Consider the following 24481-nt stretch of genomic DNA (forward strand, 5'->3'; position numbering starts at 1 on the left):
TTTTTACCCTTCCTCGTATAGGCGGCTTTTGAGGTAGTAGTCTTGGATCAGGATTTTGGCAAAGGCCGCTGTGGGCACCATCAGCAAGGCCCCCAGCAGGCCGAATAGGCTGGCTCCTATCAGGATCGCCGCGATCACCGTAACCGGATGCAAGTTGGTGGTCGAACCCAGGATGCGCGGAGAGAGCAGGTGCCCTTCGAGCTGGTTGGTCAGCCACACTACCAGCAACGTGAGCAGCACCGTCGGCCAGCCTACCGTAGCGGCTAGAAGCAAGGCTGGGACCGTGGAGACGATCACCCCCACATAGGGGATGAGGTTGAATACCCCCGCCAGCAAGCCCAGCCCCCCCGCCAGCGGGACTCCTACCAGGGCGAGGCCCACCCCTATGGTGAGCCCCACCCAGAACGCTACCTGCAGCTGGCCCCGGATATAACCCCCGAAGGCCACGTCGGCTTTACGGGCGATTTCCAGGGTGCGGGATTGGTAGGGTTTGGGAACGAGGCGCAACAGCGCGCTAGCGATCCTGGGTAGATCGTAGAGCAGATAAATGGAAATTACCAGCGCCACCAACGCCTGGGCTACCCCACCTACCAGACCGATGAGAAAATCGACCAGCCGCCCGCCTTGCGAGAGGAGGTTTTGTAGGGTGCCCAAGAGGCTTTGGCCAAACCCCTCGAGGATGCGTTGCAGGTTCAACCCGAACTCGGAGAGCAACGAGCGCACCTCCTCCGGCAGGGGAATGGCCCCTAGGTTGGCCGGGGTATCGTGCAGCCACTGTAAGGCCATACCCATGGTAGCGGGGAGTTTGCCCACTATCTGCGAGAAGCGCCCCACCATCTCCGCCAGCAAGGCCGAAGCCAGCGCCAGGAAGACCAGAAGCCCCGCGTACACCGCCAAAACCCCCAGCCAGCGGGGTAGCTTGCGCCGCTCGAACCAGCGCACTATCGGGCTAGCCAGGTAGGCGAAGCCGAAGCCGAGGGCCAGGGTGACGATCGCCGCGCGGGCCTGACTCAGCAGATGGAGGAGCAAATAGAGCATTAACAGGCCGATTCCCAGATAAACGGCGGCGCGGACCCAGGGATTTTTCCAAAGTTCTCGGAATGTCGCTCGCATGGCCCAATTGTAGTGGGGTGCCAGCAAGCCCCCGTGGTAAGGCCAACCAGAAAGCGAGCTCGAGCCCTCCCCCCCGCCACCAGCACAGGAAAAACCCCCAAGCCTTGGCCTGGGGGTTTAGGCGCTGGCTTACCTCACCCGCATTTGCTATACCCGCAGCTATAGCACTTTACACAGCCCTCTTCTCGCACCAAATTCGCTTCTCCGCACTCCGGGCAGGTGCCCGCCTTGGCCTTGGGCTGAGCTGGGATGTGGATGGAAAAGTTGTCGCCGTCGAGGTGTTGGGCGGTTTGGACAAAAGGGGCAGCCACGGCCTGCTTCTCTTCCTTGGAGGGGGAGGGTGCCGGAGAAAAAAGCGTCTCCAGGGCCACCGCGATCAGATCGGCCTTGGAGGTCACGAAGCGGCCCTGGTAGTTGCCATAGAGGCCGCCGTTGATGCCGCGCAGGGTCTTGATCAGGGCTTCGGCGGGCACGCCGTATTGCAGAGCAATCGAGACGATGCGGCCCAAAGCTTCGCTATCGGCATTGGCCTCGTCGCCTGCCTTGCCGCTGGTCAGGATCACTTCCACCGGGTGCTCGCCTTGCATGTTTACCGTCACCAAGAATCCCCGGCGGGTGCCGTCGGCGGCGGTGAGCTTGACCATGTCGGTATAGCCGACCAGACGTCCGGTGCGTTCGAAGACGGGTTGGCCGGGTTTGGGCTGGGAGGGCGGGGTAGGAGGCTCGAGAAGCGCAGGCTGTACCACGGTATGGGTATCCTCTTTGGCCTCTTTCTTTTCGCTTTTGCTCACCGAGAGCACCTGGAGCTCACGGCTGCCGTCGCGGTAGACGGTGATGCCCTTGCAGCCGGTGAGGTAGGCCTCGGTGTAGGCGGCCTCCACGTCCTCCACCGTGGCCTCGTTGGGCAGGTTGATAGTTTTTGACAACGAGTTGGACGCGTAGCCTTCGGCGTCGAAGGCCCGCTGCACCACCCCCTGCATACGCACGTGGTCCAAGGGCGGCACGTCGTGAGCACCTTCGAAGACGGCCTGGATGGCTTCGGGGATGCCTTTGATGCCCTTCACGCTGCCGTGGTTGGCCTGGATGGCCTCGACGAGCTTGTCCCAGTCCCACTTGCCCTCCGGGGTGGCGAAGGCCTCGCGGGCGGGGTGCTGCTCCATCAGTTCGACGAACAGCGGGTGCAGCAGGGCCTTGTACTGCCCGCCGATGCGCCGCCACATGAAGGGGGAGAACACCGGCTCGATGCCGCTGGAGACACCCATCAGCATGCTGGTGGTGCCGGTGGGGGCCACGGTGAGCACCGCCACGTTGCGGCGCGGGTGGATGCCCAGCGCCTCGAAGGCCGCGGGGTTCTCGCGGTAGAGGGGGAACACCCCCCGCTCCTCGCCAAGCTGCTCGGAAGCTTTGATGGCCTCCTCGCGCAGGGCGTTCATGATCTCGGCCACCGCCTGGCGCCCAGCCTCCGAGGAGTAGGGCAGACCCAGCTTGATCAGCGCGTCGGCCAGGCCCATCACCCCCAGGCCGAGGCGGCGCAGGGTCTGGCTGGCGACGCGGTTGTCCTCGAGGGCGAAAACATTCACGTCGAGGACGTTATCCAGGAAGCGCACGCAGGTATGCACGTCCTTGCGGAACTCGGCCAAGTCGAACCGGCCGCCCTCGACGTAAGCGGCCAGGTTGATCGCCCCCAGGTCGCAGGGCTCGCCCACGGTGAGGGGAATTTCGCCGCACGGGTTTGTGCTTTTTATCACGTACCTTTCCCCTAGGTTCTTCAAGGCTGAAAGCTCGTTGATGCGGTCGACGAAGATCAGGCCCGGCTCACCGGTGGCCCAGGCGTGCCAGGCAATCTCGTGCCACAGCCACTTGGCCGGGACCTTACCCTCGTAGACGGGGATGGGCCGCGCCCCATCCGCCTCGCGCTCGGGAAGGTCGGGGATGACGCCCGTGTACTCCCCTTCCACCGGCACGGGGTAGTACTTGCCGGGCACCTCCACCGGCTCCACGCTCCACAGGCCGTCGGCCTGGAGGGTGTTCCAGAAGGCCTCGGTGACCAGGATGGAGATGTTGAAGGTGGAGATGTCCCCCTCGGCGGCCTCGCGGTCGAGGTCCTTGGCGGTGAGGAAGTCGAGGAGGTCGGGATGGTCGATGGAAAGGGTGGCCATCCCAGCCCCGCGGCGGGTGTTGTGGCTTACCAGGCCATTGGCCAGGTAGGTGTGGTTGTCCTCTACGGAAAGGTCCAGGGTGAGGATCTCGCCACCCGGCTCCACGGTGGCTACCCGCACGTAATACTCGTTGAAGGCGAAGGGTTCGGCCTCCAAGCCGAGACCCTGGGCCTTTTCCAGGACCAGGGTGTATCCCGTGGCGGTGAGCCGGCGCTCACTCCGGAGGTAACGGAGGAGGTCTTTGCGCAAAGGGGTGTAGGGAGAGGCGTGGCCCTCCCCGCCCTTTTCCGCCGCTGCCAGGAGGGGTTTCAGCAGCCCCTCAGCGTGGGGCAGGGGCCAGCTGGACTCCCGGCGGGTGTCGGGCTGAATGTGGTAGAGGACTTCCAGGCGGGAACCCTTGGGCACTCCGATCCTCTCCAGGTAGCGCTCCAGGCCCTTGGCGGTCACCACCCGCACCCGGTAGTGCTCGGCCTTGGAGAAGCGACCGGGCAGGGGGTTGTAGCGAAGAAGCTTGGAGGGGATACCGAGCCCTCCCAAGAGGACCGTCACGTCCTGGGCCAGGCGCTTGGAGGCGGTGGTCAGCATGGGGTAGCCCGCGGTAACGGTGCCGTCGGCTTCGAAGAGTCCCCGCAGGAAGGCGGCGAGGACGGGGCGGGGGCTTTGGCGGATGGCCCTGGGGATCTCCAGTTCCCGGGCTTTACCCTTGAGGAGGCCGTTTTTCCTAAGCCAAGCGACCAGGGGACGGCTTCTGACCAAGAGGGTGACGCTCCGGTCGCCCCCTTTCCGTTCCTCCCGGAGTTCAAGCCCAAAGAGCTCTCGGAAAAGGCGCTTGACCTCTTCCCGCATAGGCTCCTCCTCGTGCACGGAGAAGCCGATCCGGTCCTCGCTTACGAAGCCCTCCCCGAAGAAGAACCCGAGAAGGAAGGCCAGATCCTCGGTGAGCACCTCGGGGGTGCGGATGGGGATGGCGTTGGGGTGGAAGGGCTCGTCCAGGGGGGCAAGCTGGACGGGAGTCCCCGTGTGCTCATCCAGCACCCAGATCACCCAGTCGCCGGGTTTGAGTTCCTGGAGTTCCACCCAGGCGCGCGTTCCATCCTCCCGGAGGACCTTGAGTTTATGGTTGGGGGTTCCCTGGACCTCGAGGCCGTTTTCCAGGACCGCCCGGAGGGTGGGGGCTATGCCATTGTTGTACCCCTCGGGGCTAGGCCGCCAGCCCTCGTCGGTGGCCACGCTCAGGGTGTGGGACTGCCAGCCGCGCCGGAAGGGGTCCACGAGTTCCCGTAGGCGCAGGGTGCCCCGGTCGGTGTGAACCAGGGTGTCAGGGTGGAGGCACCCGCCCTGCCTTACCACCCGGAGCACCGGCGCGTACACATAGCGCAGCGTCGCCACCGGGCCGGCTTTCTCCGCCCCCAGGTTGGCCCACTCCAGGAAGTTGTCGAAGATTTCGACCAGGAAGCTTACTGGACCACTGCTGGTGCCACCCGAGCCCTTGATGGGAGCACCTTCCGGGCGCAGATGGCTGAAGTCCACGTGGGGCTCGGCGTGGGTGATGGCCAGCCGAATGGCCTCCTGCGCCGCGTCGATGATGCCGCCCATGTCATCGGGCACGACGATGGCAGCGGCGGGCCTTTCCCGCACGGTCATGACCCCATGACGGCGGGCCAGCGCGGCCAGTTCGGGGTTCACCAGGCCGTACACCACCCGCGTCCAGTTCCTGACGGTAATAGGTTCTTTTTCGCCATCAGGGTTGATGGGGGGGCGCATCATCCCCTGGATGAAGTCCTGCACGTCGGGATGGTCGGCCCGCAGATAGGCAAAGCCGCGCATCGTGCGGCGGGAGCTGGCCGCTTTGCGCGCGACGTAGGGGTCCAGGTTGACCCCGTTGCCCCCACCGACCTTGGTCACCAAGGCCAGTTTCTTGGCCACCTCGAGCACCCCGTCGAAGGAAGAAGGGTCGTTCTCGGTAGCCCCTTGAACAAAGCAGTTAAGGACGTTCCCGTGTCGGGTTCCGGCGCCGGCCAGCACCCTCCCGCCGGGGCAGAAGCGCTTAGAGGCCATGAGCCGGAAGAACTCCTCGCTCCAGTAGGCGCGGACTTCAGGTGTCTCGGCCCCCGCTACCCAGTTCGCTACCCGGCGGAACATCCCTAAAACGTCCCCGTCGCCCTCTTGCATGTACTGGCGGCGGGCAATCGCCTGCGCATGGTCGTCAAAATGTCCCGGTTTAAACTCCATCGCCACCTCCTGGCGGACCGGCGTGGCCGGCCCTGATTAGGAAATCAGCTCCCCACGAAGGCATGGGTGAAGGTCTGACCTCGAGATAATGGCCTCCTGATGGTTGCGGCGTCGTAGGAAGCGAGGGTTGGTCCCCGGGTCCCTAGTTGCCGCTTTCAGGGCAAAAGCTCCCCCGACCGGAAGGCTCCGGCCCCTATATATTGGGGTAGCTGAGCAAGAGGCTACTACAACTAGCGGTTTCGGTCAAAGGGTTCCCATCACTTTCTGGAAAGAACATTAAGCCGCCACCCTGTCGCTTACTCTAGCGCCCACACCCCCAAGCTTAGGGGGGGTAGAGGACGGGTGGCCTCTAAGTTGCCGTGGTGACAGACGGCGGGGGCCTCGCTCAGGAGGTCACGCGCCCCCTGCCCCCTGGCCCAGACCCCGTGCAGGGGAACCACCGGCTTCCAAGGCTCGGTGGAGGCATTCACCGTGACCACCAACGCCTGATGCTCGTGGATTCGGGCGAAGGCCAGGTGGCCGTCTTGGGCGTAGAGCCGCTGATACTTGCCCCGGCGCAGCACCGGCTGATCCCGGCGCAGCCGGGCCATATGGCGAACGGAGTCCAGGATCGGCTGTTGCCAACGCTCCTCTTGCCAGATCATGCCCCGCCGGTTGTCGGGGTCTTGGCCTCCCTCGAGCCCGATCTCGTCGCCGTAATAGACCATAGGGGCACCGGGCAGGGTATACAGCAGCGAGAGGGCCAGCCGGGTGCGCTCCAGGTTCTTGCGCATCAGGGTGATGAGGCGGGGGGTGTCGTGGCTGGTGAGCAGGTTCATCTGGGCGCTCACGATGTCCCAGGGGTAGCGCACGAATAGCTCCTCGAGGCGGTGGCTAAAGGCCAAGGCTTGGAGGCTCTCCACCCGGCCCAGCCCGCTTTTGGCAGCCAGGTCTTTGTCTAGGGTGTCCCCTCCCACGAAGCCCAGCACCGCTCGCCCTAAGGGATAGTTCATCACCGCGTCGAACTGATCGCCCTGCAGCCAGCGGCTGGCGTCGTCCCAGATCTCACCCACGATGTAGGCCTGAGGGTTTTTGGCCTTGACCCGCCGCCTGAACTCCTGCCAGAAGGAGTCGTCGTTGATCTCGTTGGGCACGTCCAGTCGCCACCCGTCGATGCCGAACTCGATCCAGAACTCGGCCACCCGCAACAGGTAATCGCGCACCTCGGGGGTGTTGGTGTTGAACTTGGGCAGCTCGGGGTTGTCCCACCACGCGGCGTAGTTGGCCTTGCCCGAATAGGCGTTGAGCGGGAAGCCGTAGACGTGGAACCACCGCAGGTAGGGAGAGAAGCGCCCGTTCTCGAGGATGTTTTGGAAGGCGAAATGCCCCCTCGAGCAGTGGTTGAGCACTGCATCCAGCACCACCCGAATGCCCCGCTGGTGGGCCTCCTCGAGCAGCCGGCGGAGGGCCTCGTTGCCGCCCAGCATGGGGTCCACCTGGAAGTAGTCGGTGGTGTGGTAGCGGTGGTTGGCGGTAGAGGCGAAGATCGGGCAGAAATAGATCGCGTTGAAGCCCAGCTCTCGGATGTAGTCGAGCTTCTCGATCACCCCCCAGAGGTTGCCCCCTTTGAAGCCGCGCAGGGTGGGGGCCGCCTCCCAGGGCTCAAAGTCCTGGCTCAAGGGGGTAGGCATGGCCATTGGTCCATCCCCCCGGCGAAAGCGGTCGGGGAAGATCTGGTAGAAGATGGCGTCTTTGACCCAGTCAGGGGTGAGAGGCATACCGCATAAGTTTATGCCGGCAGGTCTCCTTGGGGAATGTGCTTTGGCCGTCACTCGCCGAGGTGCAGGGACGAGGCGTGTGGTAGGATGCCGGGGTTAGAGGGTGGGAAGAATGCCAAGGGGAAACCTCATCGTCATGACCGGAGCCTCCGGGGTGGGCAAGGGGTCCATCCGGGCCAGGCTCCTGGAGTACATCCGCCCCATGTACTACTCCATCTCCATGACCACCCGCCCGCCGCGGGTGGGAGAGCGAAACGGGGTGGACTACTACTTTGTGAGCCGGCCCGAGTTTGAGGCCAAGATCGCCCAGAACGGATTTTTGGAGTATGCCCAGTATGTCGAAGACTACTACGGTACCCCCCGCGAGCCGGTGGAAAAAGCCCTGGCCGAAGGCACGGACGTGCTGCTGGAAATTGAAGTTCAGGGGGCCTTACAAGTGGCTCGGCAAGTTCCCGAGGCCATTTTGGTCTTCATCGTTCCGCCTTCGCTGTCTGAACTGCGTCGCCGGTTGCTGTTGCGCGGGACCGATAGCCTCGAGAAGATCCGCCAGCGCCTCAAACGCGCCGAGGAGGAACTGCGCGAGGCCCACCACTTTGACTACGTGGTGGTCAACGATCAGCTTGACCGGGCGGTCTCGGATTTCTCCAGCATCATCAAAGCCGAGCGCCTCAGGACCAAGCGCATGGGAGAGGCGCTCGAGCGCGCGCTCGAGCGCGAACCGGCCCTGGAGGCAGAGCTGGATGAACTCGAACGGAAGTTAAGGAGCAATGGCCCCCAAAAGAACCCCTGAGCAGCGGCTGGCCCGGTGACGTGGGCCTATCCCGTTAGGCCTTTTCGCATTACACTGCTTTTTTGGGAGAGTAAGGATTATGGCTGAACCCAGAATCGATACCCTGCTCACCGTTACGGACTCCAAGTACCGCCTGACGGTAGTGGTAGCCAAGCGCGCCCAGCAATTGCTGTGTTACCAGTTCAAAAACACCGTGCTCGAGCCGTCTGAATGGCCCAAGATGCGCACGCTCGAGGGCGAGAAGCCCGACCCCAACCCTGTCACCTGGGCTATGCAGGAATTGCTGAGCGGGCGGCTCGTGATCGGTGAAAACCTGGTGCCCGACGACCGGCTTTCCAAGGTGCTCGATCAGCTGTACCCCCGCGAAGCCGCCGAACCCCAACCGCAGGAACGCGACCGAGACTGAGTACCTCGCCGAAGGCTTCTCGGCCTAGCGGTCTGGCAACGCGATAAGAGAGGATGATCTATCGCGTCCAGCGTAAGGCATAAATCGAGTTACCCTGATCTCAGGGTGGCCGCCGCGGCTTTAATGAATAACTAATCTGTATATACGTATTGTATATTCGTCGACCGCCTGCTGGCTGAGCGGCGAGGAGTAGGGTTATGGCGAGCAAAGACCAACGTCACCGAGCTATTCAAGAGATCATCAGCCGCGAAAATATTTCTACCCAGGCCGAGCTGGTGGATCGCCTCCGCAAGCAGGGATTCAACGTTACCCAGGCCACGGTGAGCCGCGATATCAACGAGCTTCGGTTGGTGCGGGTTCCCCTGGGGCGGGGCAAGCACAAATATGCGCTTACCCAGTTCGAGCTAGCCGAGGACGTGATGGACGAGCTCAAGCGTATCTTCCGTGGGTTCGTTCACGACGTGGATCGGGGGGAGAACCTATTGGTGTTGCGCACCGCCGAAGGCCACGCCTCGGGGATCGCCCTGTTGCTCGACCGCTTACGTCGTGACGACATCGTGGGGACCATTGCCGGCGAGGACACCATCTTGGTAGTGGCCCGCAGCACCGCGGACGCCGAGAAACTCCAGGACGAGATGGAGGGGTATCTCATCTAGGGAGCGAAGCGCCCTTCACCCGCTGTCTGCTTGGGGTAGGGGCGCTGTAGGCTATGCTCGAGTTCTCCTTTCAGGCTTTCTTGACCCTCCTGGTGGTGGTGGACCCCATCGGGTTGGTGCCAATCTTCATCGCTTTGGCGGGAGGTAGATCGCACCTCGAGCAGCGCTATCTAGCGCGCAAGGCGGTAGTGGTGGCTGGGGTGGTGATACTGGGGTTTGCCCTGCTGGGCAAGCCGGTGCTCGAGTACCTAGGCATCACCCTGGGCGCGCTCAGGATTGCCGCGGGCATCCTGCTTTTCAAAATTGGCTTCGATATGATTTTTGCCCACCTCGAGCGCGAAACCCCCGAGGAGTACGAGGAAGCCCAGACCCGCCTGGATTTCTCGGTGTTTCCCCTGGCCATCCCGCTCATTGCCGGCCCTGGCACCTTGGCCAGCGTGCTGATCCTGACCAGCGAGGCGCATAAGGCCCCATATGGCCTGGGCATAGTGCTGGGCATGGCCGGAGTGGTACTGTTGCTTACTTACTTGTTCCTACGAGCAGCGACCCCTCTATCCCGGCTATTGCGTCGCACCGGGATCAACGTCATTACTCGGGTGCTGGGTATCCTGCTGGCCGCATTGGCGGTACAGTATGTGGCGAACGGGATTCGGGCGCTGGGGCTTTGAGCCGTCGCAGGGGACTGGTAGCAAGATTCACGTACCCTTCCCTGCGGAGGATGATCCACCGCGTTTGGCGTACGACGTCAGTAAAGCCCAATGCCCCCAAACAGCGTACTCAGCGTTGGGCGGGTTTATCCTGGTACATGGCCGCATCGCTCTGGAATAAGGCTTCCTCCAGGCCCATTTCCGGGTCGATGACTGCACTTCCCGCGCTCACCCGTACCTGGAGATTGCCCCGCACCCGCTCGATCAACTCTCGAGCCTCGCTCACCGGCAGGTTGAGGTGGAGGCTCACGAACTCATCGCCTCCGACCCGAAAGGTCGCGTCCCCTTGACGCGAGAACGCCCGGAGCGAGTCGGCCAGCCGCTTTAGGGCCTGATCCCCGGCCGCGTGGCCCTGGGCGTCGTTGAGCCGTTTGAGCCCGTCCATATCCCAGTACACCATGGTGAGGGGCAGGCCTAGCCGCTTGGCTTGGGCCTGAAGCTTGGGAAAGGCGTACTCGAGCGCCCGGCGGTTGCCCAGCCCGGTGAGGGGGTCGGTAAGGGCTTGGCTGGTGAGGCTTTTGCGGGCCAACTGGCCGTAGAGAAGGCCGGCGGTCTGGATGCCGAAGGCCTGGGCGATGGGCAAAGCTTCCGGCGGGAATCCATCGGGGCTGCGCAGGTTATCGAGGTTGATGGTCGCCAGCACTTCGCCTTGGAGCACCACCGGCACGCAGATGCTGGCCTGGATCTCTCTTACCCGCCCGTGTGCTCTCAATAGCTCAGAAAGCTCCCCGGCCTGCGCTGCACTGCGTTGCTGCACTTCTGAACCGCGGATCAGCCGCGGGCGCCCCAGATGCCAAGCGGTTTCCCCCTCTCCGTACCAGAGCAGCTCGAGGTCGGCGGGGAAGGAATGGCCGATCAGCTCCTCATCAAACCCCACCTGGGCCACGAAGCGAAACGAATCGCCTTCGCGCAAGGAGATGCTTCCTGCCTCCCCACCCGGCACCACGGCCACTGCGGTCTCGAGCACCCGTTGCAATAAGTCGGCGATGTTTTCCTCCTGGCGCACCAGCCCCGAGAGCACCTCCAAAGTAGTGCGGTAGGCCATGGCCTGCTGCTCGAGGTCGGTGATGTCGGCCAGAAGACATAGCCGCCCCTCGCCCAGCGGGTGGCAACTGACCTGGAGCCAGCGCTGATCTACGTGGATCAAGGCGAAAAGACCTTGGGCCGCCCCCGCTGTGGCTAGGGCGCTGTGCTCGCGGGGAATAGGTCGCCGCGAAGCGTCGTAGGGGCTCAACCGCTTGGCTAGGGAAATCCCCAGCAGATCCTGCCCTAGCAGGGCCTGGGCGGCGGGGTTGTGCCAGCGCACCCGACCGTGCCTATCCAACCACACCGCGCCCTGGGGTGAGCCAAAGAGCACCTGGAGCTGAGCGGGAGGTGAGGTCATGGGGGGCCTTTGGCCGTATTGTCGGAGAATTATACGAAGGGGTCAACCCCGCTTTGGGGGGTCAAGGGAGCCCCGGCCAGCAGCTCGCGGGCGTGCTCAAGGGCGGTCTCCGAGTATGAACCCGAGAGCATCCGGGCCAGTTCCCGTACCCGCTCTTCTCCCTCGATGGCCTTCACCTGGACTTTCCCCCGCTCTTTGACCACCTGAAAGTGGCGCTGGGCCCGGGCGGCGATTTGGGGCAGGTGGGTCACCACCAGCACCTGGCGGGTTTGGGCCAGCCGTGCCAGGCGCTCCGCTACTTGCCAGGCCGCCTCTCCCCCCACCCCGGCGTCTACCTCGTCAAAGATTACCGTTCTCGCTTCTACCCCGGTGAGCAGCACCAGCGCTAGCATCACCCGCGAAAGCTCACCCCCGGAGGCCGCCCGCTCTAGCGGGGCCTCGCCGATGCCGGGGTTGGCGCTGAAGAGCCAGTGCACCTCTTCGAGCCCCTCCGGCCCCGGCTCGCCTAGGGGTTGCAGTTCTACCCGGAAGCGGGCCTCGGGCATCCCCAAGGTGCGAATTTCCCGCGTGGCCTCCTTGGAGAGCCGCTCCGCGGCCTGTGCGCGGGCCACAGAGAGCAGATGCCCCCGGTGCAGGAGTTCTTGCCGGGATTCCTGGATCTCCTGGGCCAGGGCAGCCAGGCGCTCGTCGGCCCGCTCGAGCTCGGCCAGCTCTCGCCGCGCCGCCTCGGCAAAGGCCAGCACCTCCTCCAGGCTGTCGCCGTACTTGCGCTGCAAGCGCTCGAGCAGGGCCAGCCGGGTTTCCACCGCCTCTAGCCGGTGGGGGTCGGCCTCCAGGCTATCCAGGTAGTCCTCGAGCTCGCGGGCTACCGCCTTGAGGCCGTCCAGGGCGGCCTCGAGGTCGCGGCCAAGGCCCCCTAACCCCTCGTCATGCTTGGCCGCGGCTTTGAGTTCCCTGAGGGCCTGGGCTATCTGCCCTACGCTGTCGTGTTCCCCGCTGAGCAGGCTCGAGGCCAGCCCTACCCGCTCACGCAAGCTCTCGGCGTGGCGCAACTTTTCGGCCTCGCGCTTGAGTTCGGCCTCTTCGCCGGGGATGATCTTGGCCGCCTCGATCTCCTTGAGCTGAAAGGAGAGCACGTCCAGACGTCGCTCGCGTTCACGGGCGGCGGCCTCGAGCCGCCCCTGTTCGGCGAGCAGGGTCTGGTGGTGGGTGTAGGCCTCACGGTAGGCCTGGAGCAAGGCCGGATCCACCAGGGCGTCCAGCAGTTCCCGCTGGGCCTTGCGCCCCAGGAGCGAGAGCGCGGCGTGCTGGGCGTGGATGGTGAGGTGACGGCTGGTCTCTTCCGCTAGCTCCCGCAGCGAGACCACCTCACCGTCTACGCGGGGGATGCTGCGGCTATGGGTGACCCGCCGCGAAAGCACCCGCCCATCAAACCAGGCCGTCACGAGCAGAGCTTCTGCGCCCGGGCGGATCATCCCCTCCGCCCGCTCTCCCAGCAGCAGCGATAGCGCATCCACCAGCACGCTCTTGCCCGCTCCGGTCTCCCCGGTCAGCACGGTCAGGCCGGGGCCGAACTCGAGCGCGACCTCCTCGAGAACGGCTAGGTTTTTTACCTCCAAACGTTCGAGCACAGGTCAAAACCCCGTATGGGCACTCTGCTTCAATCTTACACATGAACCCTGTCTATCTGTTGTAGGGCGAATCCTAGAGGGACTAACCCACGCTTCGAGCCATCGCCGGAGAAAGGTAAAGTAAATCTATGGCCGAGTTTCAGCTTCCTACCCCCTTGGTCAGTGCCGCGTGGCTGATAGAGCATCTGGCGGATGAGAAGTTGCGCATCGTGGACGTGCGGTTCTCGCTGGCCGACCCGCTGGCGGGGTACATGGCCTATCGCGAGGGGCATATCCCCGGCGCGGTTTACCTGAACCTCGAGGCCGACCTCTCGGCTCCCCTCCGGCCCGACCGCAAGGGGGGCCGCCACCCCCTGCCCGCCCCGGAAGCCTTTGCCAAGACGCTCTCCCAGGCGGGCATCGGTAACGAGCACTGGGTGGTAGCCTACGACGATAGCGGCATGGTAGCCCCCCGGCTATGGTGGATGCTGCGCTGGTTAGGCCACGACGCGGTCGCAGTGTTGGACGGCGGGGTGAAGGCGTACCTGGAGGCGGGGGGAAAGCTCGAGCCGGGTATCGCCACCTATCCCCCCACGACCTTCACCCCCCACCCCCGCCCCGAGATGCTCTTGGATGCCGAGGCGGTAGCGGGCCGCTCAGCCGATACGGTCTTGATTGATTCTCGAGCCCCGGAGCGCTACCGCGGCGAGGTCGAACCGCTAGACCCGGTGGCCGGGCATATTCCCGGGGCTATCAACCGCAACTGGGCCGATGGTTTGGACGCCAGTGGCCGCTTCAAACCTGCCCAAGCGCAACGGGCGCGTTTCGCCGAGGTCGAAGGTAAAGACCTCATCGTCTACTGCGGTTCAGGGGTGAGCGCTGCGGCGAATCTGCTGGCCCTCGAGGTCGCGGGGATCAAAGGGGCCAGGCTCTATGCCGGCTCTTGGAGCGACTGGGTGAGCGACCCCTCGCGGCCCGTGGCCAAGGGGGAAGAGGGCTGACGTTTGGGAGCGCCCCGGTCGCCCTACCTCGCCTATAGCGCCTCCAGGATCACCACTGCCAGGGCGTGCTCCTTTTCGTGAGAGAGCGAAAGATGCGCCCGCCAACCCGCGGCGGCCATCCGCTGGGCGATCTGGGGGGCATAGCCCAGCCGGGGCCGCATCCCCTCTTTCTCCACCCAGACCTCGCGCCAGCCGAAGCTGTGCGGCCAGCACTTCTGAAAAGCCTCCTTGGCGGCAAAGCGGGCCGCCAGCGCAGGCAGGGGGTCGGCCTGGGCCAGGCAGTAGGCCGCCTCCTCCGGGGTGAAGTGGCGCTCGAGGAAACGCCCTTTGTGCCGCTCGAACACCCGGCGCAGGCGCTCTACAGATACGATGTCGGTGCCAATGGCTACGATGGGCATGGTTTACTCGAGGTTGGTGTAGATACAGCCCCCGTCGTATTCCAGACGCTCCGGGCTCTGCTCATCCAAACTGTGGGGCCTCTCCGGAATGGGCAGTGTCATAGCTTCATGCTACCCCCTCGCTGCTATGCTTTGCGCTGTGCAACTGCCCAAACCCTTTCTTCGACGCATGAGCGACCTGCTGGGAGCCGAGTTCCCGGAGTTCCTCCGTGCCCTTACCTCAGGCGAGCGCAGCTACGGCTTGCGGGTCAACACCCTCAAACTCTCGCCCGAGCGGTTCCAAAGCTTGAGCCCCTGGCCGCTAGAGCCCATCCCCTGGTGCGCGGAGGGCTTCTACTACCCACCGGAAGCCCGCCCTGGCCCGCACCCCTTTTTTTACGCCGGGTTGTACTACATCCAAGAGCCTTCCGCCCAGGCGGTGGGAGCGTTGGCCGATCCAAGGCCGGGCGAGCGGGTCTTGGACTTAGCGGCAGCCCCCGGCGGCAAGACCACCCACCTCGCCGCCCGCATGGGGGGAGGAGGCTTGCTCATCGCCAACGAGGTGGACGGCAGGCGGGCTCGAGGGCTACTGGAGAACGTCGAGCGCTGGGGAGCCCGGCTCGCTGTGGTGGGGGCCCCGGTGGAACGCCTGGCCGAAGCCTGGGGAGCCTACTTCGACCGGGTGGTGCTCGACGCCCCCTGCTCGGGCGAGGGGATGTTTCGCAAGGAGCCCGAAGCCGTGCGCCACTGGGGGCCCGCGGCCCCGGAGCGCTCGGCTCGAATCCAGCGCAGCCTGATCGATCAGGCGGGCCGTCTGGTGCGCCCCGGCGGGGTGCTGGTGTACTCCACCTGTACCTTCGCCCCTGAGGAAAACGAGGGGGTGATCGCCCACTTCCTCGCCCGTAATCCCGAGTTCGTGCTCGAGCCTGCCCAGCTTCACCCTTCGTTTGCCGCGGGTGTCCCCGCCTGGGGTGGCGGCGATCCCGAACTGGCCAAGACCGCCCGGCTGTGGCCCCACCGCTTGCGCGGCGAGGGCCACTTTCTGGCCAAACTGCGCAAGACCGATGGCCATGAGGGTTCGCCGGCTTACGAGCGGGTGCCGCCGTTATCGAAGGAGGCCAGGATGGCTTGGGGGGCCTTTGCTGCCGAGCACCTGAGAACGGACCTGGAGGGCGAGATCTGGGAACGGGCCGGGCATCTTTACCTGCTGCCGGAGGGGCTGCCGAGCCTTGCGGGGATCCGCGCCCCGGCGCCGGGGCTTTACCTGGGCAAGGTGCAGGCCGGGCGGCTGTTGCCGGGGAAACCCCTGGCGCACTTTTTGCGCGCCGAGGAGGTCAGTCCGCGCCTCGAGCTGGCGGCGGAAGACCCGCGAACTTTGGCGTTTGCCGAGGGTAACCTCATCGAATGCGACGGCCCGGACGGGACGGTGTGGGTAGGGGTGCGGACCCAAGCGGGGAGCTTTGGCCTGGGGTGGGGCAAGCTTAAGGGCGGGATCCTGCGGCCTGGCCGGGCTGGTTTATAAGCTCCTGGAACTCCCCGTACGCTTGCCGCAGGGTTCCATCGTCCACGGGCTCTATCCGAACATCTCCGAGGCCCATCGGCACCGCCCAGGAGAGGCTGGTGCCCAGCTTCTTCTTGTCGCGCGCCAGGTAGGGCAGCAACCCCTCCCAGGAAAGCTCGGGTAGGGGCGGGGGCTCGAGCCAGGTCAAGAGCCTTTGCGCCGTGGGCACCAGGTCCTGGCCGCCTAGGGCCCGGCCGACCAGGCTGATGTACAACAGCCCGTAGGCTACCGCTGCCCCGTGGGAGACCTGGTGGGCGGTGGCGGCTTCCAGGGCGTGGGCCAGGGTGTGGCCCAGGTTCAGCTTTTTGCGCTCGCCCTTTTCGGTGGGGTCGGCCTCGACGACGCGAATCTTGACCGCGACGGCGCGGGCCAGATACTCCTCGAGCCCCCCCCAGCCCGGCGCCAGGGGCTCGAGCTGGAGAAGGGTTTCATCCCCCGCGATGAGCCCGTGCTTGAACGCCTCGACCAGGCCCTCCTTGAAGAGGGGGAGGGGGAGGGTGGATAAGGCCTCGAGGTCGGCGTAGACCGCTTGGGGGAAGTGAAACGCCCCCACCAGGTTCTTGCCCTCCGGCAGGTTGAGGCCAGTTTTCCCCCCCACCGCGGCGTCCACGATGGCCAGCGTGGTCGTGGGGAAGGAGATGTACCCGATTCCCCGCAAGTAGCTTGCCGCCACAAACCCGCCCAGGTCGGTGAGGGTGCCGCCCCCCACCACGTAAAGGGTGGTGTTGCGGGGCAGGGCTTCCCTAGCCAGCCAGGAGAGGCAGCGGGCGTAGACCTCGAGGGTCTTGGCCCCTTCCCCCCCCTCGAGGGCCAACCGCGCTGGGATATCCAGGCGGTCGGCTAGCTTCTCGGCAAAACCCTCCACTGCCCGGTCGTACAACAAAGCCCGGGGACCGCTAGGGTTGGCCAGCGGGCTCAGCCCATGCCCGAGCACCACCGGGTAGGCCTTAGGTGTTTCTACGGCTAGCTGGATCACAGCTCCTCCGGGTCTGCGGCTTCGTGGAAGACCTCCATTGGGGACGGGGGGCTGGTCGGCGAAGTGGGGGGGGGAGCAAACTCGGGATGAAGCCGGGTATACTCCCACAGCTTCCCGACGATCTCCTTCACCACCTCCTGCACCCGTCGCCCGTCGGTGGAGACATGGAGGTGGGCCTGGCGGTAAATCGGCTCGCGCTGGAGGAATATCTGCTGAATACGCCCCAGGGGATCTCCCCCTTCGAGCATAGGGCGCTTGCCCGGCTTGCGTCCCACCCGCTCGAAGATGGTTTGGGGGCTGGCCCACAAGGCCACCACGAGGCCCCGGTTCAGCAATTTTTGGCGGTTTTCTGGGTTCATGAAGGTCCCACCGCCCAGCGAGAGCACCAGGAAGTCTTTGTGCACCAGTTCGCCCACCGCCTCGGCCTCGAGGCGGCGGAAGGTCTCTTCGCCCAGGTGGCGAAAGATGTCGGCGATGGTGAGCCCGGTCTCGCGCTCTATATAGCCGTCCAAGTCGATGAAGTGCAGCATTAGCTCGTGCGCCAGCTCCCGCCCGATACGGCTTTTACCCACCCCCATGAAGCCCGTGAGGGAGACCCAGGTGGTGGGGCGGTCAATGTGCAGCATGGCCGGAGGATAGGTCCTGAGGCGGGAGGTTGGGAAGTCGTACGGCATGCGTCCTACGTCTTCGTGAACGGTTGTTGGCGTATGGCCTACGGCAAGGCGCTGCCATGGCTCAATATGTCCGGGCGTGCTCTTTGTACCGCTCCACGCGCTCGACGAGTTCTTCCAGGGTGTCCCCGCCGAACTTTTCCAAGTAGGCCTGGGCCAGCACGATGCCGGTAAGGGCCTCGAGGATCACGCTGGCTGCGGGCACGGCGGTGGTGTCGGAGCGTTCGCGGGCGGCGTCGGCGGGCTGGTGGCTCACCACGTCGACGGTCGGCAAGGGCTTCATCAGGGTAGCGATGGGTTTGAGCGCGGCCCGCACCACCAGCTCCTCGCCGGTGCTCATGCCCCCCTCGGTGCCGCCGGCCCGGTTGGTCCGGCGGTAGTAACCGCGCCCCTCTTCCCAGTAGATCGCATCGTGCACCTGTGACCCCGGTTTCATGGCGTTTTCAAAGCCCGTACCGATCTCCACGCCCTTCACCGCCGGGATGCTCATGGCCATGTGGGCCACCCGGCCATCGAGTTTGCGCTCCCAGTGCATCTGCGAGCCCAGCCCCGGCACCAGCCCCTTGAAGCGGGCCTCGATGATCCCGCCCAGGGTGTCGCCTGCAGCTTTGGCCTCGTCCACTCGGCGGATTACCTCGGCCTCGGCCTCCGGGTCGGTCATGCGCACCGGGCTTTCCTCGATGCGGCTGCGTAGCTCCCAATCGAAGGGGACCTTGCTCCACACCCCGGCCATCCCCGCCACGAAGCCCACGCTCTCCACCCCGAAGAAGGAGAGGAGCTTATGGGCTACCGCCCCCACCGCCACCCGCATGGCCGTCTCGCGGGCGCTGGCTCGCTCGAGCACGTCCCGCAGATCCTTGTGGTGGTACTTGATTCCCCCGGCGAGGTCGGCGTGGCCCGGGCGCGCCGCGGTAAGGGCCTTTTTGCGCGGCTCGTTCCCCGGGGCTGGGTCCATGATCTCGCTCCAGTTACGGTAGTCGGCGTTTTTGATGACCAAGGTCACCGGGGCCCCGGTGGTGCGCCCGGAGCGCACCCCGCTCACGATCTCCACCGTGTCGGTCTCGATCACCATCCGCCGACCGCGCCCGTAGCCGCCCTGGCGTTTTTTCAGCCAGGGGTTGATGTCTTCCGCGCTGAGGGGGAGCCGGCTCGGCAGCCCCTCGATGATCCCGGTGAGTTGTGGGCCGTGGGATTCGCCCGAGGTCAGAAACCGCATAGCAAGAGCCTAGCACAGAAGGGCCGGGGTGCGCCTAGCGGGCACAACAACAGCCCCCCGCGAGGCTTTGCGGGGGGCTGAGGGTGTTCGAGGGTTACCGGCCCATGGTGGTTTGCTGCTCTTTGACGATGTTGGCGGTGATGATCACGATCAACTCCTCTTGCTTGTTCTCGGTTGTGGTCTGTTTGAAGAGGGCCCCGATGAGGGGGATATCGCCCAGCAGGGGAACCTTGGTCTCGGTGTTGGTGGTGGTGGTCTGGACCAACCCGCCTATCACCACGGTTTGTCCATCCTTGAGGCGGAAGCTCGAGAGGGTGCTGTTGACCGGCAGGAAGGTGCGGTCTGAGGCTAGCACCTGAGGCTGGTCGCCGGTCTGGGTGTAGACCTCGAGGATGATCTGGCCATCGGGGGTGATGCGGGGGCGCAGCCTGAGGGTGAGGCCCACATCGAACTCCTGCACGCTTTGCTGCCCGCTGCCTTGGCCGGTGCTGGCCGCAGTGGTCACGATGAGGAGCTTGCCCCCCGCCTTCAGCTCGGCTCCGGCAGCGCTGGCCTGGCGCAGGTCGCTGGTGTCGTTGCCGTAACCGCTCTCGACGAGCAAGTTGGCGTCGGAGATGCGGCGGGAGAGGTTTTGGCTCTCCAGGGCGTTCAGGGTGGCCCGGATGTTCAAGGAGGCCAGGCTACGGGTGGCGTCGAAGATGAGGCTCAGGCCGGTCTCCAGGATGGAGGCCACCAGGTTTCCCCCCGCGATGGTGTCCCACTTGAGGCCCAGGTTGCGGATCACGCTGCTGTTGACCGCTTGGATGCGCACCTGAAGCTGCACTTGCTGCTTGGGTACGTCAAGCTGGGCCAGCGTCCCCTCGAAGTTGCGCATCTGTGCGTCGCTGCCCACGGCGATGATGCTGTTGGTGCTGGGGTCGGCGACCAGGCTCGGCAGACCGGAGGTGGTAGGGGGTTGGTTTCCAGAGGTGGCGGTGCCGGTATTGACTTTGCTCAGCGCTTCCACCAGGGCCGGGGCATTGGCGAACTTCAGCTTGTAGACCCGCTGGGTGCGCGAAGCGGCGGCAGCTTGCTCGCTGGTGGGTTTGTCCAGGCTGCTGATGAGGTCTGCCACTTCCTGCTGCTGCTGCTCGGTGCCGCGCACCACCACTATCGGCTGGCCCTCGATGATCTCGGCGCTGATCCCCTTGACCTCTTTGCGCAGGAAGTCGGCGATGCGGGCAGGGTTGGCAAAGTTGAGGGTGTAGATGCGGCGGATGATGTCGCTGGTCGGGGCTTGGACGATGGGGGTATCGATGGCCTTGATGGCCTCGGCAAGCTGGGCGTGCTGAGCCTCGGTGGCGTTGGCGAAAAGCCCGTTGGGATTGCCCGGGATGGGCTCGAGGCTGACCCCCTTGAGATCCCCGGTCAAGAGGGGCTGGAGCCGCTGGCTAGCCTGCTCAAAGGTGAGGTTTTGCAGGGCATAGGTCCGCTTAAAGGCGCGGGCCAGGTCGGCGGTCTTGAGCAGCTCGTCGAGCTTTTTTAGGTCGGCGTCGGTTCCGCGGATGTAGGCGGCTTTAGGGTTGGTGGGCACCACCGAGATCTCGAGGCTGGGTAGCTGCCCCAGCAAGAAGCTTTGCAGGTCGTTGAAAGAGACGTTTTGCAAGGTATAGAGGCGCTCGATTTTGCTGACCTGGGGTTGCTCCGCCTGGGTGGCCCCCCCGGTCAAGACCTCGTAGGTGTAGCGGCCTTTGGCCAGGGTGTCCTGGAAGCGGTTGTGCTGGGCAGTGGTACCCACGATGGAGGAGAGGGCGGCCAAGGTGTTGCCCTGCTGCACCACGATCCAGTTTACCGAGAGGCTGCCAAACTCGGTGGTGGCAAAGGGAATGAAGTTGTCCTTGACCCAGGCCTTGGCCTTCTCGTAGTCGATCTTGGTACCGTCGATGTAGACCACCGGGGGAATGCTCACCAAGTAGAGCACCCGGCTGCGGTCTCCTCCCCGCTGCTGGGCCTCTGAGAGCGAGGTGATGAGCGCGCTGGGGGCCACCACGATGGTGTTGTTCCCGATGAGCTGGTAGTCCAGGCTCAACTGGACCCCGTAGGTGTTGAAGATCAGGTCCCACACCTGACGGAAGGGCCGCCCCTCAAAGTCGAGCTTGATGTTGGGCAGGGCGGGTTTGGCGTTGGCGGCGTTCCCGTCGGTGGGGAACTCCCGGTAGATAAGGGGCTGGAGCCCGACTGATTTGGCCAGCGCCTCGAGCACCACATCCAAAGGGAGCGTGGGGACGGTTTGAGAGTTTGCGGTATTGGCGATATTTAACCGCACCGGGGCATCGAAGCGGCTGTCGGTAGGGAGGCTACCCGCCCAGCCAAAGCTCGCCAAGCCGAAGCTGAGCAGGGCCAGCGTTGCCAGCAGTCGTTTCATAGCTTCATTCACCGCCTTCAAGTTTGATAGCTAAGGACTCATCGCCGCGCACCAGGGTAGCTTCGTTTGCGGTCATGGTTTTGACCAGGACTTCGGTACCGGGGAGCTTTTCTCCCACCGGAACCACGACATAGCCTTCCTTGGTCTGGAACACCGCCACGCTGGTCGGCCCGAGGGTGGTCATGACTAGCTTGATCCCCTGTTCCTGCACGAACCCGGCCAGCCCGGAGGGGGCCGCTGGGGCCGGCGGCGCGGCGGGTTGAGAGGCCGCCGCGGTTTGGGGAGTAGCGGGGCGGGGGACGGGCTGGGCCACCTCGCGCTCGAGGGGGCTAAGCCGCAGAGGGAGCGCCCCCCCGGAGAGGCTGGCCCCGCCTGCCAGGGAAGCCGGAACCCCAACGATCTGTGGGGCTGCAACCTGGGGGTGGGGGGTGACCGGGGTAGGGGTCGGATTGCTCCGGGGCAGCGATGGACCCGGCAGAGGGACGCTGGGTTGTCGGACCTGAACCCGGCCCGAGGTGCTGGGGATCGGGGTGGCCGGTGGCAGGCTAGCCATAGCGGGCGGCGCAGCCGTCTCGATGATTAGGGGCACGAAGGGGTTTGGCGGAGCCTGTCCCTGCACCCGCCCGGGCACCCGGGGGCCAGGGGTACTGGCCTGGCCCCCGGTCTCCGGCTGAGCTGGGGCCTGGGTCGCCAAGAAGGGGATCGGCAGCACCTCGAGGGGCCGGGCCGGCGCCACGGTTCCCGGGGCCTGAGAAGTCGGGGGGATGGTTCGGGGTTGGGAGGTGGTCTCGCCGGTCGGTGGGAGGGAGCTAGCCGCCTGGTTCTGCCCAGGTAAGAAGAACAGCACGTACCACAGCGTGACCACCAAGACCAGCGCCGCCACCGCGATCAACACCTTGGTGGACTGAGGGAGCTGCCTGAGCCAACTCATGGCCGACCTCCCTGGCCCGGGGCCGGAGTGCCGCCTTGCGGCTGGTTAGCGGGCTGAGCTGCGTTTCCCGGGGCTTGGTAGACATACACCGTCATGGTCAGGCTGGTGTTGATGATGGGGTCGGCGGTTTGTCCGGAGGTTCCGCCCAGGCTCATGTTGAGCCCGGAGATGCTGCTGAAACGCTGCAGCTCCTCCAAGCGGCGCAGGAAGACGTACAGCTCGGAGAAGGGCGATTCGAGCTGGAGGGCCAGGTTCACGCTGCGCACCCCCTGCACGTCGGTTTGGGCCACCGGCGAGCGCTGGATGCTGCGCAGCGTGACCCCGCTTTGCCGGGCTTGCTGGGCCAGCGAGGCCAGCACATCGGCTAGGCGTTCTTGCGGCGGCAGCTCGCGCAGGAACTGCTGCTGGCGGGCCTCGAGCTCGGCGATGGTGCTGCGGAGTTGCCCCAGTGCGGCCTGGGCGCGGCGGCCCCGGTCGCGGGCGGCTTGCAGATCGTCAATGCCGAGGTCTTCAGGCAGCGGGCCGTTCACCGGGATGGTGGGGGCTACCGCTTCGCCGTTGCTGCCCAGCCGGACAAACTCGGCCTGTTGGCGTAAAGGCTGCACCATCCAGTAAAACCACAAAATCCCTATTACGATGGCGGCCCCGATGGCGATCAAGGACCACTCGCGCTGTCCGAATCTAGCGAGCACCCTGCTCACCTCCTTGTGCTTCGTCGACCATCCCCACGGTGGCGCTGAAGGTGTAGAGGCCGCGGTTTTGGTCGAGGGTGGCTTGTTGGAAGTTGATCCCGAAGCGGGGGGAGGATTCGAAGGCTTCGATGAAACGGACCAGCTGGGCTTGGCCCAAGGCTTCGCCCTGGAGGCTGAACTCCACCTTCACCGGCTTGCCGTCGTAGAGGTTATCTCCGGGAGCAGGCGAGTTGCCCTGACCCCGCAGGCTGGCCCCGATGCTGCGCAGGGCTACCCCGAAACGGCCGTTCTCGCGGGGGATTTGGTTGACGAAAGCGGCGATGTTGTCTGACCAGCGTATCCGGCGACTCTCCAGTTGCTGCCGTACCTGCTCCAAAGGTTGCAGCTCCTGCTGGCGGCGGAGCAGATCTTGTTGCTCACGGATAGCGGGCCGGAGCACGTCCACCTCCAGCCGCAGCTGGTCGCGTTCATCCTCGAGGGCCTGGAGCTGGCTCCAAGCGGAATAGTGCAGATAGCCCACGATGCCCAGCACTACGGCCACGAAGAGGATCGCCACCAACCGCCACCAGCCGGGCTCGACCCGGCGGCGGAGGTTTTTGGGGAGGAGGTTGAGCCTAATCAAGCGGGTTCACCCCCCGTAAGGCCAGGCCCAGCGGAACGGTGAACTCGGGGGCCAGGCTTTTGAGGTAGTCCCCGTCAAAGCGGCTTTTATCGAAGGAGATGCTTTGCCAGGGATTGGCGGGCTCGAGGGGAATTCCCAAGGTGTCCGAGAGCAGCGGGACCAGGCCGCGCAGCTTGCTGCCCCCCCCCGGCCACAAAGCCCTGCTCGATCCCCAGGTCGCCCACTTGCACCCGGAAGAACTCCAGGCTGCGCCTTAGCTCGGTGGTGAGCTCGACCAGCACCGGGCGGATGGCATCGTACATGCGGGCCGGGTTGAAGCGCTCGCGCTCGGCGTCGAAGTCGAGGAGAAGCTCTTCGTCTTCGGTGGGGATGGTGGCCAAACCGTAGCTCTTCTTAGCTTCCTCCGCCGCCACCGGGTCTAAATTGAAAGCCCGCCCAATGGCGGCGGTGAAGTCTTTGCCCGAGAGGTTGATGACGCGGTTCAGCAAGAGCCGCTCGCCCCGGGTGAGCACTAACGCGCTGGATTCGGCCCCGATCTCCAGGAAGAGCGTCACCGGAGCCTGCCCGCCCTCCGCTTTGAGCTTGTGCTCCATTGGCCTGAGCCCGGCGAAGGGTTTCACGTCGATGACCAGGGGCTCGAGCCCGGCGGCCTTGATGGCTTCAACCAGCCCTGCGATGGTCTCCTGGCGAGCCGCTCCCACCACCACTTCCATCTGCTCCCCGTCCGCGATGCTCTCCGGGTCATCCAGGGTAGCGAAGTCCAGCACGACCTCGTCGATAGGGAAGGGGATGTACCGCTCGGCTTCCCAGCGCACGGCCTCCTCGAGCTGTTTGGGCAACATCTTGGGCACCTGGATGTTACGGGTGATCACCGCCAAGTTGCTGGCGGCGGCCACCACGTAGCGTTTGCGGGTGCGCAACTCGCCCAGCATATCGCGTAACTCCCCGGCCAACACCCCCGGTTCCACGATAGCTCCGTCCTGGATGGTGCCTGGCGGTGTAGGACGGATGGCCAAGCCGCGGAGGGTGGGGGGGTGGCCGGTCAGTTCCACCAGCTTGAGGTTGGCCGAGCCGATCTCGAGGCCCAAAGCCTCGACCCGTGGCCTTAACAAGCTGCTTAGTAGCTCTCGCACTCTGCCCCCTTTCAACTCACCGGAGTATAACAAGCCAAAACCGCTACCTCATGGCTAATCGTCACACCCCACCGCGCAGAAAC

19 protein-coding genes and 1 pseudogene are annotated in these 24481 nt (G+C 65.0%); 6 read left to right on the forward strand and 14 right to left on the reverse strand.

Going from position 1 to position 24481, the window contains the following annotated elements; all coding sequences use genetic code 11:
- Window positions 1-3 precede the first annotated feature (3 nt).
- The 3 genes from DNA98_RS02285 to DNA98_RS02295 form a co-directional block, all read right to left on the reverse strand.
- Entirely contained in the window at window positions 4-1113 is a 1110-nt protein-coding gene (locus DNA98_RS02285) for an AI-2E family transporter (RefSeq protein WP_110525170.1), read from the reverse strand.
- A 134-nt stretch (window positions 1114-1247) separates the two neighbouring features.
- A complete protein-coding gene (locus tag DNA98_RS02290) occupies window positions 1248-5504 on the reverse strand; it encodes an adenosylcobalamin-dependent ribonucleoside-diphosphate reductase (RefSeq protein ID WP_110525172.1) in 4257 nt (1418 codons plus the stop codon).
- 296 nt (window positions 5505-5800) lie between these two features.
- Window positions 5801-7261 (reverse strand): glycoside hydrolase family 13 protein, encoded by a 1461-nt coding sequence (locus DNA98_RS02295; RefSeq protein WP_110525175.1) that lies wholly within the window; start codon window positions 7259-7261, stop codon window positions 5801-5803.
- 112 nt (window positions 7262-7373) lie between these two features.
- On the opposite strand from DNA98_RS02295, the gene gmk reads away from it, so the two are divergent.
- The 4 genes from gmk (at window position 7374) to DNA98_RS02315 (ending at window position 9781) form a co-directional block, all read left to right on the forward strand.
- Window positions 7374-8051 carry a guanylate kinase gene (gene gmk / locus DNA98_RS02300; RefSeq protein ID WP_110525176.1) on the forward strand — a complete coding sequence of 226 codons (678 nt, stop codon included), beginning with the start codon at window positions 7374-7376 and terminating at the stop codon, window positions 8049-8051.
- Window positions 8052-8130: 79 nt separating this feature from the next.
- Window positions 8131-8457 carry a DNA-directed RNA polymerase subunit omega gene (gene rpoZ / locus DNA98_RS02305; protein WP_110525178.1) on the forward strand — a complete coding sequence of 109 codons (327 nt, stop codon included), beginning with the start codon at window positions 8131-8133 and terminating at the stop codon, window positions 8455-8457.
- Between the two features lie 197 nt (window positions 8458-8654).
- Window positions 8655-9113 (forward strand): arginine repressor, encoded by a 459-nt coding sequence (gene argR / locus DNA98_RS02310; RefSeq protein ID WP_110525180.1) that lies wholly within the window; start codon window positions 8655-8657, stop codon window positions 9111-9113.
- A gap of 53 nt (window positions 9114-9166) precedes the next feature.
- Complete coding sequence (locus DNA98_RS02315) at window positions 9167-9781, forward strand: MarC family protein (RefSeq protein ID WP_110525182.1); 615 nt, start codon at window positions 9167-9169, stop codon at window positions 9779-9781.
- A 109-nt stretch (window positions 9782-9890) separates the two neighbouring features.
- Here DNA98_RS02315 and DNA98_RS02320 read toward each other — a convergent pair whose 3' ends face one another.
- A complete protein-coding gene (locus tag DNA98_RS02320; RefSeq protein ID WP_110525184.1) occupies window positions 9891-11204 on the reverse strand; it encodes a diguanylate cyclase in 1314 nt (437 codons plus the stop codon).
- A 29-nt stretch (window positions 11205-11233) separates the two neighbouring features.
- Complete coding sequence (locus DNA98_RS02325) at window positions 11234-12835, reverse strand: DNA repair protein RecN (protein ID WP_110525186.1); 1602 nt, start codon at window positions 12833-12835, stop codon at window positions 11234-11236.
- A gap of 128 nt (window positions 12836-12963) precedes the next feature.
- Here DNA98_RS02325 and DNA98_RS02330 point away from each other — a divergent pair, with 128 nt between their 5' ends.
- A complete protein-coding gene (locus tag DNA98_RS02330; protein ID WP_110525188.1) occupies window positions 12964-13815 on the forward strand; it encodes a sulfurtransferase in 852 nt (283 codons plus the stop codon).
- 32 nt (window positions 13816-13847) lie between these two features.
- On the opposite strand, the gene acpS is transcribed toward DNA98_RS02330, so the two are convergent.
- Entirely contained in the window at window positions 13848-14213 is a 366-nt protein-coding gene (acpS, locus tag DNA98_RS02335; protein ID WP_110525191.1) for a holo-ACP synthase, read from the reverse strand.
- A gap of 127 nt (window positions 14214-14340) precedes the next feature.
- On the opposite strand from acpS, the gene rsmF reads away from it, so the two are divergent.
- Complete coding sequence (gene rsmF, locus DNA98_RS02340) at window positions 14341-15714, forward strand: 16S rRNA (cytosine(1407)-C(5))-methyltransferase RsmF (RefSeq protein WP_110525193.1); 1374 nt, start codon at window positions 14341-14343, stop codon at window positions 15712-15714.
- On the opposite strand, the gene DNA98_RS02345 is transcribed toward rsmF, so the two are convergent.
- The 8 genes and pseudogenes from DNA98_RS02345 to pilM all read right to left on the reverse strand — a co-directional run bounded on the left by DNA98_RS02345 (window position 15674) and on the right by pilM (window position 24398).
- Window positions 15674-16729 (reverse strand): 3-dehydroquinate synthase, encoded by a 1056-nt coding sequence (locus tag DNA98_RS02345; protein WP_110525195.1) that lies wholly within the window; start codon window positions 16727-16729, stop codon window positions 15674-15676. The genes rsmF and DNA98_RS02345 overlap by 41 nt on opposite strands.
- Window positions 16726-17403, reverse strand: a complete 678-nt coding sequence (locus DNA98_RS02350) for a shikimate kinase (protein ID WP_255418276.1) — start codon at window positions 17401-17403, stop codon at window positions 16726-16728. Before DNA98_RS02350 ends, DNA98_RS02345 begins: the two co-directional genes overlap by 4 nt.
- Window positions 17404-17464: 61 nt before the next feature.
- Window positions 17465-18616 carry a chorismate synthase gene (gene aroC / locus DNA98_RS02355; protein WP_110525197.1) on the reverse strand — a complete coding sequence of 384 codons (1152 nt, stop codon included), beginning with the start codon at window positions 18614-18616 and terminating at the stop codon, window positions 17465-17467.
- Window positions 18617-18710: 94 nt separating this feature from the next.
- Window positions 18711-21020 (reverse strand): secretin N-terminal domain-containing protein, encoded by a 2310-nt coding sequence (locus tag DNA98_RS02360; protein WP_110525199.1) that lies wholly within the window; start codon window positions 21018-21020, stop codon window positions 18711-18713.
- A gap of 4 nt (window positions 21021-21024) precedes the next feature.
- The gene (locus DNA98_RS02365; RefSeq protein WP_110525201.1) at window positions 21025-21951 is read right to left on the reverse strand and encodes a hypothetical protein; all 927 of its coding nucleotides are present in this window, start codon (window positions 21949-21951) and stop codon (window positions 21025-21027) included.
- Window positions 21948-22643: a type 4a pilus biogenesis protein PilO gene (locus tag DNA98_RS02370; protein WP_110525416.1), complete on the reverse strand. Its 696-nt coding sequence runs from the start codon at window positions 22641-22643 to the stop codon at window positions 21948-21950. The genes DNA98_RS02365 and DNA98_RS02370 overlap by 4 nt, the downstream gene beginning before the upstream one ends.
- On the reverse strand, window positions 22633-23265 hold the full coding sequence (locus tag DNA98_RS02375; protein WP_110525203.1) for a flagellar protein FliT: 633 nt from the start codon (window positions 23263-23265) through the stop codon (window positions 22633-22635). Before DNA98_RS02375 ends, DNA98_RS02370 begins: the two co-directional genes overlap by 11 nt.
- A pseudogene (pilM, locus tag DNA98_RS02380) lies at window positions 23258-24398 on the reverse strand (type IV pilus assembly protein PilM). The gene DNA98_RS02375 and the pseudogene pilM overlap by 8 nt, the downstream one beginning before the upstream one ends.
- Window positions 24399-24481: the final 83 nt, after the last annotated feature.

Source organism: Meiothermus sp. Pnk-1 (assembly GCF_003226535.1).
In the GTDB taxonomy this organism is placed as follows: domain Bacteria; phylum Deinococcota; class Deinococci; order Deinococcales; family Thermaceae; genus Allomeiothermus.